The organism is Chryseobacterium sp. SIMBA_029, assembly GCF_046535275.1.
Lineage (GTDB): Bacteria > Bacteroidota > Bacteroidia > Flavobacteriales > Weeksellaceae > Chryseobacterium.
In genome coordinates this window covers 1-10,493 of the sequence record NZ_JAWRXA010000022.1, presented here as the reverse complement: position 1 = coordinate 10,493, position 10,493 = coordinate 1, and the positions used below count along the sequence as shown (strand labels likewise).

7 protein-coding genes are annotated in these 10,493 nt (G+C 36.7%); all 7 read left to right on the top strand.

From position 1 onward, the window contains the following. The first annotated feature begins 608 nt into the window (after window positions 1-608). Window positions 609-1,409: a serine O-acetyltransferase gene (locus SB679_RS22980; protein ID WP_410704621.1), complete on the top strand. Its 801-nt coding sequence runs from the start codon at window positions 609-611 to the stop codon at window positions 1,407-1,409. A 19-nt stretch (window positions 1,410-1,428) separates the two neighbouring features. Continuing rightward, window positions 1,429-2,337, top strand: coding sequence for a cysteine synthase A (gene cysK, locus SB679_RS22975; RefSeq protein WP_410704620.1), 909 nt, complete (start codon window positions 1,429-1,431; stop codon window positions 2,335-2,337). Between the two features lie 79 nt (window positions 2,338-2,416). After that, on the top strand, window positions 2,417-3,241 hold the full coding sequence (gene cobA, locus SB679_RS22970) for a uroporphyrinogen-III C-methyltransferase (protein WP_410704619.1): 825 nt from the start codon (window positions 2,417-2,419) through the stop codon (window positions 3,239-3,241). Beyond that, window positions 3,231-4,919 (top strand): sulfite reductase flavoprotein subunit alpha, encoded by a 1,689-nt coding sequence (locus SB679_RS22965; RefSeq protein WP_410704618.1) that lies wholly within the window; start codon window positions 3,231-3,233, stop codon window positions 4,917-4,919. The genes cobA and SB679_RS22965 overlap by 11 nt, the downstream gene beginning before the upstream one ends. Before the next feature lie 45 nt (window positions 4,920-4,964). Further along, on the top strand, window positions 4,965-6,641 hold the full coding sequence (locus SB679_RS22960) for an NADPH-dependent assimilatory sulfite reductase hemoprotein subunit (protein ID WP_410704617.1): 1,677 nt from the start codon (window positions 4,965-4,967) through the stop codon (window positions 6,639-6,641). Between the two features lie 152 nt (window positions 6,642-6,793). Continuing rightward, the gene (locus SB679_RS22955; RefSeq protein ID WP_410704616.1) at window positions 6,794-9,682 is read left to right on the top strand and encodes a TonB-dependent receptor; all 2,889 of its coding nucleotides are present in this window, start codon (window positions 6,794-6,796) and stop codon (window positions 9,680-9,682) included. Further along, entirely contained in the window at window positions 9,682-10,305 is a 624-nt protein-coding gene (locus SB679_RS22950; protein ID WP_410704615.1) for a bifunctional precorrin-2 dehydrogenase/sirohydrochlorin ferrochelatase, read from the top strand. Before SB679_RS22955 ends, SB679_RS22950 begins: the two co-directional genes overlap by 1 nt. The last annotated feature ends 188 nt before the right edge of the window (window positions 10,306-10,493 follow it).

Sequence of the window (10,493 nt, the reverse complement as noted above, 5' to 3'; positions counted from 1 at the left end):
ACCTACTATCTCTCGTTTTCAGTGGGGCAAAGATAGAAACTTTTAACCTCCCTACCAACTTTATTTAACATAATATTCCTAAAGTGGATAAGTAATTGTTTAACGATCTGAATATGAAATTTTTATAAACAACAGTGGAGTTATCCACAATGATGATACACCCAAAACCCCGGGACATTGCTAGAAAAAACGGGGCAATATTCTTTTATATATATAGTATCCGATCAGACAGCCTATAGCGTCAATGTTTATTAATTCATCTATTATAGAAGGAGTTATTTTTTCATATTTATAGTCTACTAATTTGGTAGATTAATTATTTGTTTTAAATTTGCTCAAAACAAATAATGAAAGAATTACTCTTAAATCAATATAACCTCAAGCAAATGTATGCATACCCTATTTATAGGATAGTCTGTTGCAAGTAAAAAAATTGTCAATTTAGTCTATATAATTAATAGACTAATTATTACTATTGGATTTTTTCCAGCCTATTAATAATAGCTTATCACTTCTTATATATTATATGGAATAATCCTTATAAAATTATTTAACAGCAGAAAATGGAATCTCAAAATAAACAGTCAGATTTTTTAAAATATCTATTCATGAAGAAGCAGAAGGAAAGTTATCTGTTTCATGAAAAACACCTAGCCGAGAATTTTGTTCAGGAATTATTTGATGTACTGTTTATTTATCATTTAGAATCTTATCAATCCAGCGAGCAACTTGAATACAAATTCAATCATTTGCGATATCAGCTGCATACGCTAATTAATAAAGTCTCCACAAGTGATTCTATTATAAAGGAGCAGGTAGAAAAATTCTTTGATGAGATACCTTATATATATGATATGCTTCTTTTGGATGCGGAAGAGATTCTACATTTTGATCCTGCCGCTCATTCTAAGGAGGAAATCTTTATTTCTTATCCGGGATTTTTTGCTACAGCAGTGTATCGTTTTGCTCACCAGCTTTATCAACAAAAGATTCAAATCCTTCCCAGAGTAATCAGTGAGTATGCCCATAGTAAAACCGGAATTGATATTAACCCCGGAGCTGAGATTGGGAAAAGTTTTTTTATTGATCACGGAACAGGGATTGTGATCGGGGAAACTACCGTTATAGGCAATCATGTAAAGATTTATCAAGGGGTGACTCTAGGAGCACTGAGTGTCTCAAAGGATTTAGCCAGTCTGAAAAGGCACCCTACTATTCAGGATCATGTCGTGCTTTATTCCGGAGCAACTATTTTAGGTGGAACCACTGTAATCGGAGAAGGGAGCATTATTGGCGGAAATGTATGGATTACTCATTCTATTGCCACCAATTCGGTGGTATACCATACTAACCAGATAAAAATAAAAGATAATAATCCTTTTCCGGAGGTCATCGATTTTGTAATATAAAATTTAAAAAAATATAATTATGCCATTTCAAAATATTTTAGAAACCATTGGGAATACTCCTGTCGTGAGAGCTTCAAAATTATTTCCACACCATGAAGTATATATTAAGCTGGAAAAAAGTAATCCCGGAGGAAGCATTAAAGACCGTATTGCATTGGCTATGGTTGAGGATGCCGAAGAAAAAGGGATTATCAATAAAGATACTCAAATCATTGAGCCCACCAGCGGTAATACCGGAATCGGCCTGGCACTAGTGGCTGCAGTGAAAGGTTACAAGTTAACACTGGTAATGCCGGAAAGTATGAGTATTGAGCGTAGAAAATTAATGGAAGTGTACGGAGCGGATTTTGTACTGACTCCACGCGAGAAAGGAATGAAAGGTGCCATAGAAAAAGCACAGGAGCTCGTCGATTCTACAAATAATTCATGGATGCCAAGACAATTTGACAACCAGGCGAATGTTGAAGTACATAAAAAAACTACTGCACGAGAAATTTTGAAAGATTTCCCTGATGGCTTGGACTATTTGGTAACGGGAGTAGGAACCGGCGGCCATATTACCGGTGTGGGTGAAGTATTAAAGCAGCATTTCCCTGATCTGAAAGTAATTGCCGTAGAACCTGAACTTTCTCCGGTTTTAAGCGGCGGGGAACCGGGGCCACATCCGATTCAGGGAATCGGAGCTGGTTTTGTTCCTAGTATTTTAAATACCTCTATTTTAGACGAAATTATAAAAGTCAGTAAAGAAGAGGCTTTTAACTTTACCCAGCAAACCGCAAAACAGGAAGGAATATTCGGAGGAATTTCTTCAGGTGCTTCATTAGCTGCTGTAGCGCAATTGCTTGCAGGAAAAACTGAAAAGGCTAAAGTATTAACGTTCAACTATGATACCGGAGAACGCTATCTGTCGGTTGAAGGTCTATTTTAATTATATCCATCTAAAAATATCCTGCCTTTTTGTGTAGGATATTTTTTCAACTTAATAGTCTACAAAAATAGTAGAGAATATGAAAAAAGGAAAAGTTTATTTAATCGGCGCAGGTCCGGGAGATCCGGATATGATTACATTAAAGGCAGTAAAAGCACTACAGCACTCAGACATTGTCTTAGCAGACAGATTGGTCAGTCCTAAAATTCTGGAGGATCATTTTTCCGGAGAAGTTATCTTCGTAGGCAAAGAATGCCGGCGGGGCGCCTCTACTCCTCAGTACAGTATTAATGAAATGATGACAGAATATGCTTTAGCCGGCAAAAATGTTTCAAGGCTTAAAGGCGGTGATGTTTCTATTTTTTCCAATATTCTGGATGAGCTCCAGGTATTGAAAGAACATTCGATCACCTATGAAATTATTCCTGGAATTACGGCTGCACTGGGAGCTGCGTCCTATTCAGGAATACCTCTGACGGCCCGGGGATATTCAACTGCTGTACGAATTATGACCTTTTATAAAAATGATATTGTTCATCAAGATCATTGGAAAGAACTTGCAAAAACCAATGATACGCTTGTTTTTTATATGTCTGTTGCTACTCTTCCTGAGCTCATAGAAAAGCTAAAGAATGAAAACATTTCATCTTCTAAAAAAATTGCTGTGATAGAGCAGGCAACTACTCCATTGCAAAGAGTTCATACCTGTAGTTTTGAAGAATATGAAACTTCTCTCAAAAACAAAAAATTTGTTTCCCCTTCATTGGTCATCATCGGGAAAGTGGTCGGATTGCATGAAGAATTTACATGGCTTCAGAATGACCAATCCCAGGATCAATATTTCGCTCCTGTAGAAAATCTCAACACTTATTTAACCTATAAATCTGTAGAAAATGCTGTCTGATCTTCAATTACAAAGTTTAAAAAAAATTCTCGGAGGCTTTAACCAACAGGAACTGATATGGACTAACGGATATATTGCCGGACTTCTTGCCGAATCACCATTTGCCACTAATCCAAAACCTCCGATATCATCAAAGTCCAGAAAAATAACACTGGCTTTTGGAACGGAAACCGGAAATGCAAAAAGATTAGCGACCCAACTAGCCACATCAGCAAAAAAACAGGGTATCCAGGTAAAACTTACCGGTGCAGATCAGTACCGGATTACAGATTTACCGAAAGAAGAGTATTTTTTTCTGATCATCAGTACACAGGGAGACGGTGAGCCGCCTATTTTAGCAAAAAAGTTCTATGATTATATTCTAAATAATACGCTTGATCTGTCTAAATTACATTTTGGAATTTTAGGATTGGGAGATTCTTCTTATCCCGAATTCTGCAAAACTGCGGAAGATCTGCAGATCCGTTTTACGGAACTAGGTGGAAAAGAATTTTATCCTGTTCAAAAATGCGACACCGATTATCAGAGTGACGCTGAAAGCTGGTTTGATGCAGTGATTAACAAATTGAATAACGAAACTTTTAGTTCTGATATTCCTCAAAAGATAAAGCCAGGTTCGTCCTCTAAAAAATATTTCCAGGGTACTGTTGTTTCAAAGATCAATCTGAATGATATAGGTTCAAATAAAGAAACTTATCATATAGAAATCATTACTGAAGATGAGATTGATTATGAACCGGGCGACGCGATGGGAGTTATTCCGTTCAATACAATACAAACGGTTCGTGAGATTTTAAATCTGGTAAAATTTGGTCCTGATACAATAATTACAACGGAAAGAGTAACCGCTCCGGCAGAAGAACTGCTGAAACAGCATTTAAACATCAATTATCTTTTAAAATCAACTGTAAAAAAATATGCAACCTTAACAGGTCATAGCATTTCAGAAGAAAGATTGGGACTTCTGGATTTGCTTAAAAAATATCCCTCAAATGTTGATTTTGAAAAAATCATTGGTATTTTGACTCCGCAAGCTCCTAGATTATATTCTGTTTCTTCATCTCCCAGCGGGCACGGAACCACAGAAATCCATATCACTGTATCCAAAAACAGATTTATGACTGAAAGTGATGAAAAGATTGGAGTCTGCAGTGAATATTTATCGGAACTGGATCTCAATCAAACTGTAGAATTCTATATTCAAAAAGCTAAACATTTTAAACTTCCGGATGAAAACAAGGACATCATTATGATAGGTCCGGGAACAGGAATAGCTCCGTTCAGATCTTTCATTACCGAAAGGGATGCAGTGGGTGCCACAGGAAAAAACTGGCTTTTCTTCGGAGAACAGCATTTTATATCAGATTTTTTATACCAAACCGAAATCCAGAGCTTTTTACAAACCGGTTCTATAACGAATTTAGATCTGGCGTTCTCAAGAGACCAGCATAAAAAGGTATATGTTCAGGATCGCCTGAAAGAAAAATCAACAGAAATATTTGAATGGCTGGAAAACGGAGCACATCTATATGTATGCGGTACCAGAGATCCGATGTATCATGATGTTGAAAATACCCTTCTGGAAATTCTCGAAGAAAATGGAAAAACCAGAGAACAGGCAAAGCAATATCTGGACGAGCTTGAAGAAGAAGAACGGTTTGTCAAAGATGTCTATTAGAGCATTTTTGAAATAAATATTTACTACCAAAAAATAAACACTACAATGTCGGAACAAAACAATTTATCTCCTGTAGAAAAAATAAAAACAGAGAGCAAAGGGCTAAGAGGAACACTGCAGGAAAGTCTTTCTGATCAATATACGGGCGCACTGCGGGAGCAGGATCAAAATCTGGTGAAATTCCATGGAATGTATCAGCAGGATGACCGCGACCGAAGGGAAGAAAGAAATCAGAAAAAATTAGAATGGCTCTATTCTTACATGATCCGCTTAAGAATTCCCGGTGGATTAATAACTCCTGAACAATGGGCAGGACTGCATCACATTGCTGGTGAATATTCTACCGGGACCATAAAAATAACAACAAGGCAGACGGTACAGCTGCATGGGCTTCTGAAATCACAAACTAAACCTACGATACAATCTTTCAATACACTGCATCTGGATTCTATTGCTGCCTGCGGTGATGTGAACAGAAATGTGACCTGTACTTCCCATCCTTCGGAATCTCCGCTGCATGGAAAAGTTCATGCATTGGCTGCCAAGATCAGTGAGCTCTGTCTGCCGAAAACAACCGCCTATTACGAAATATGGCTGGATGAAGAGCAGATAGAGGAAAAGAAAAATCCTGAAGATCCATTGTACCAAAACAGATATCTTCCCAGAAAATTGAAAATAGGTATTGCCATTCCGCCGAATAATGATGTAGATGTTTTCATTAATGATATTGCCATCATTGCTATTATACAAGATGGTGAACTAAAAGGTTATAATATTGGGGCTGGCGGCGGTCTGGGTGCTACTCATGGAAATACTGCAACGTATCCGAGGCTGGCTTCTGTTTTTGGATTTTTAGATACGGAAGAAAAAGTACTGAAAGCTGTCTATGAAATCATCACTGTACAAAGAGACTACGGCAACAGAAGTGACAGAAAACTTTCCCGGTTAAAATATACTATTGATAGATTAGGCATCATTGAATATAAGCGGTTGGTAGAAGAACGATCCGGTTTTCAGTTCGAAGAGGCAAAACCTTATGAATTTACCCAAAGAAAAGACCGTTACGGCTGGGAACAAAACCATGAAGGAAAATGGTATTTCACTTTATTTGTAGAAAGCGGAAGGGTGTTGGATGAAAACGGGTATTTACTGAAAACAGGTTTATTACAAGTCGCTGAAACTGGTAAAGCCAATTTCCGCTTCACGTGTAATCAAAATCTTATTTTAGCAGATATCCTACCGGAACATAAAGCGGAAATAGAAGAGATCCTTCATGAACACGGCATCATCAGCTATACGGATACAGCAAGTGCGATGAGAAAAAACTCTATTGCGTGTGTGGCATTTAACACCTGTTCATTAGCGCTGGCAGAAGCACAACGCTATTTACCCAGCCTTATCACTAACATTGAACCTATTTTGGAAAAATATGGTCTTCAACAGGATGATATTACCATCAGGATGACGGGCTGCCCCAACGGTTGCGGCCGATCTCCGAATGCAGAAATAGGGCTGATCGGTACTGCGTATGGAAAATACAATCTTCATATTGGAGGTGACAGGCTGGGAATGCGTCTCAACACAAAATATAAAGATAGTCTGGAGGAAACCCAAATTCTGGAAACACTGGATGTACTTTTCTCTGATTATGTAAAGGATAAGCTCCCTCATGAAACTTTTGGAGATTTCACCTACAGGACCATTGTCAATCATTTAAATTAAAAAGCACAATGAGATTTAAAAAATTGAAAAAAATAAGTTCGACCATACAAAAGAAAGGATTTGTCAGAAATATTTATTTCATGGACATGTGTTGTTGTTATTACCAACCCATGGCTATTTAATCGGAAATACATAATTCAACTGACAAAAAAATGAACATTTCAAATCAACACATAAAAAAATATACTTTAGGACTTTTACTTTTATCAACTCTTACTATCAAAGCCCAGCAGCAACTGGTGGAAATTACTGGATCAATAAAAAATTCCGATCATCAATCTCTGTCCGGAGCACATATTAAAGTAAAAAATACAGCGGAAGAAACAATCAGTGAAGCCAACGGAGAATTCAAACTGAGAACCAGAGTTAATTTTCCTTTTGTCATTCTGGTGGAAAGAAACGGATACGAAACTGCTCAGATAGAAGTTTTAAACGGGCAGAATAAAATCTCTGTAGAATTAAATTCCCAGACCCGCATTATTGATGATGTTGTTATTTCTGCTTCCAGAACAGAAGAAAAAACTTTGAAGTCCCCAGTCTCTATTGAGAAAATAGATATTAAAGCTATTCGTGAGGCTCCGGCACCTTCATTCTATGAAACTCTAGAAAATGTAAAGGGAGTTCAGTTATTAACTTCAAGCTTAACATTAAAAGTTCCCAATGCAAGAGGATTTAATTCTCCTAATAATTTCAGATTTATGCAGCTGGTTGACGGAGTAGATGTTCAGGCGGCTACTTTAGGCGTTCCCCTGGGAAATGCCATCGGGCCGACAGAATTAGATATCCAGTTTTTAGAAGTTACACCCGGTGCTGCTTCTGCATTATATGGAATGAATGCAATTAATGGACTGGCAAGCTTACAGACTAAAAATCCATTTAAAACCGAAGGTTTAAGTTTATATTTCCGGGGTGGAGTGAACCACATTGACGATGCGAATCATGGTTCGGCTTCTACCCATGAAATTGCTTTACGATATGCCAAAAAGCTGAATGATAAAATTGCTTTTAAAATCAACGGATCCTATATGACAGGTGTAGATTGGATCTCGAATACTTTAACGGATCAAAATCCTAACAATCTTAGTACAGCCAATCCAAATTTTCAACAATTAGACGGAAATAATAATCCCGCTCAGGACTTATGGAACAAATATGGAGATGAAAGGAATAACAGAACTACTGTAAAAGCTACTATTAACGGTAAAACACAAATCTTCAATGTATCCAGAACAGGATATCTGGAAAAGGATCTCGTGGATCCAACGGTAAGAAATATTAAATTTGATGCGGGTTTATATTATAAGATTTTTAATGATACAGAACTTTCTTATACTTACCGTTACGGCCTTTTAGACGGCACCTTCCAACGCGGGAATAAAATCCGTCTTCAGGATGCTACCGTACAGAATCATAAAGTAGAACTTAAAGGAAAAGAATTTGATGTAAAAGGATATATCTCGATTGAAAATACGGGAAAATCATATAATCTAAAACCTTTGGCCGATAATCTGGATCTGACAAACAAATCTAATAAAGACTGGACCAATTCTTTCCAAAGTGCGCTTCAGAATGAGATCAATTCAGGAGCAGATCTGGCTTCCGCATTTGCAAGAGCAAGAAATATTGCTGATCAAGGACGTGTGGAACCGGGAACTGCAGCTTTTGAAAATTTGAAAAATACCATTATTGGAATTAATAATTGGGACCACGTGAATGCAGGATATCCAAATGCACCCCAAACTGGTGGTGCGTGGCTGAAGCAGCAATCAAAAACCTATAATGTCGACGCCACTTATAATTTATCCCGGTATGTAAAATACTTTGATCTTTTAGTAGGAGCAGATTACCGGGTATATTCCGTAGTTCCTGACGGTAATAACTTTGTGGATTTTGGAAGACCTGTTTCAGAAAGAAATACACCGTTGCCTGATGGAAGTTTTGGAGAAAATCAATTATATAAAAAATATGGAGCATTTGTACAATTAACGAAAGTAATTCTTAATGATAAATTGAAATTGAATGCCTCTTTGAGAGCAGACAGAAATCCCTTATTCAAAACAAAGTTAAATCCTCGCTTTGCTGTCGTTTATTCTCCTTTTAAGCAGCATAGTTTCAGGGCTTCCTATCAAAACGGTTTTAGATTTCCTTCTATTTTTGAAGCATTGGGATATGTAAATAATGGCGGGGTAAGAAGAGTCGGTGGACTTAATCTTGTGAATGAAGGTCAGGGATTTTTAAATAACTCTTACACCTTAGCTTCTATTGATCTATTTAATGCTGGCGTCAACTCTTCTGTATCATCCGGCCTTACTCAATCTGAAGCCGTGCAAAATAATAAAGGGCGTTTAGTAGCTTCCAACCTCCCGGAATTGAGACCGGAGCAAATCAATTCTTTTGAAATTGGCTACCGTTCTATTATCAATAACAGTAAAATTGCTATTGACTGGGATGCATATTACAATATTTATGATGGGTTCTTAGGTCAGGTAGATGTTGCTGTTCCCAAAAACGGAAATATAGAAACTGCCACAGGAATCAATGATATGCTGGACAAAACCCAGCAAACCCGTTTTCGTGTTTTCACGAACAGTACCAATAAATATAAAAGTTTCGGTTCTTCCTTAGGTGTTCGTTATAATTTCTATGGAAACTATACAATAGCAACGAATGTGAGTTATAATAATCTTATATCCAACAGCAGTAATGACATTTTTATCACGGCATTCAATACCCCGAGATGGAATATGAATATAAGCTTTGGTAATAAAGAGATCTTTAAAAACGTAGCCTTTAATATTGTAGGAAAATGGCAGAGCGGATTTGACTGGCAAAGTCCTTTAGCCAATGGATATATTCCTTCGTATGCTACAGTGGATGCCCAAATCAGTATTCGATTTCCTGAAATTTATTCAAATTTAAAAATTGGAGGTACTAATATTTTAAACCATTATTATTATCAATATGCGGCCGGCCCCACTCTTGGAGGATTGTATTATATCGCCTACACTTTTGATCTTAATCTTAAAAATCTTGATAAGTAATGAGCAACACTCTTTTTCCTATATTTCTAAAAACTGAACATCTTCGTTTCTTAATAGTTGGGGGTGGAAATGTAGGCCTTGAAAAAGCAGAAACTTTATTAAGACAAAATCCTAATATAAAGATTAAAGTCGTATCGAAAAACTTTGGAGAAAAATTTAAGGACCTTTTGAATGACCATCCACACATACAATATTTTGAAAAAGATTTTGAAGAAGCTGATATCAATGATATAGACATCGTGATTGCTGCAACGGATGATAAGGTCTTACATCAAAAGATAAAATACATTTCAAATTCAAAAAATATCTTAGTCAATGCAGCAGATCAACCTGATCTCTGTGACTTTTATCTGGGATCTATTATTAAAAAAGGGAATCTGAAAATTGCAGTTTCTACGAATGGAAAATCTCCCACCATAGCTAAACGATTGAGAGAAGTATTGGATGGAACTATCCCTGAAGAAATTGATGATATATTAAATAATCTGGAGCATCTACGTACTCACTTATCAGGTGACTTTAAAAATAAATTGGAAGTATTAAATAAAATAACAAAAATCCTTTCGGATCATCCTGAAAATATAGAATCTTATCTTGCGTATATTTCTCAACAGGAACAGTAATATTTCGATCTATATCTTTCGGCTAAAGCCAATGGATGTTTTTATGATCTATTCTATTGAGGCCTGTTATTGCTTACATTGTTAGATTATTAGATTTATTTGAAGTAGGGAACAAAAAAAAGTCTCATACAAATATATGTATGAGACTTTTAATAAAAACTGGCGGCGTCCTACTCTCCCGCTTTCGC

Excerpts from the sequence above, each read along its gene's own strand:
- SB679_RS22980 (WP_410704621.1), top strand. The coding sequence starts at position 609 with ATGAAGAAGCAGAAGGAAAGTTATCTGTTTCATGAAAAACACCTAGCC.
- cysK (WP_410704620.1), top strand. The coding sequence starts at position 1,429 with ATGCCATTTCAAAATATTTTAGAAACCATTGGGAATACTCCTGTCGTG.
- cobA (WP_410704619.1), top strand. The coding sequence starts at position 2,417 with ATGAAAAAAGGAAAAGTTTATTTAATCGGCGCAGGTCCGGGAGATCCG.
- SB679_RS22965 (WP_410704618.1), top strand. The coding sequence starts at position 3,231 with ATGCTGTCTGATCTTCAATTACAAAGTTTAAAAAAAATTCTCGGAGGC.
- SB679_RS22960 (WP_410704617.1), top strand. The coding sequence starts at position 4,965 with ATGTCGGAACAAAACAATTTATCTCCTGTAGAAAAAATAAAAACAGAG.
- SB679_RS22955 (WP_410704616.1), top strand. The coding sequence starts at position 6,794 with ATGAACATTTCAAATCAACACATAAAAAAATATACTTTAGGACTTTTA.
- SB679_RS22950 (WP_410704615.1), top strand. The coding sequence starts at position 9,682 with ATGAGCAACACTCTTTTTCCTATATTTCTAAAAACTGAACATCTTCGT.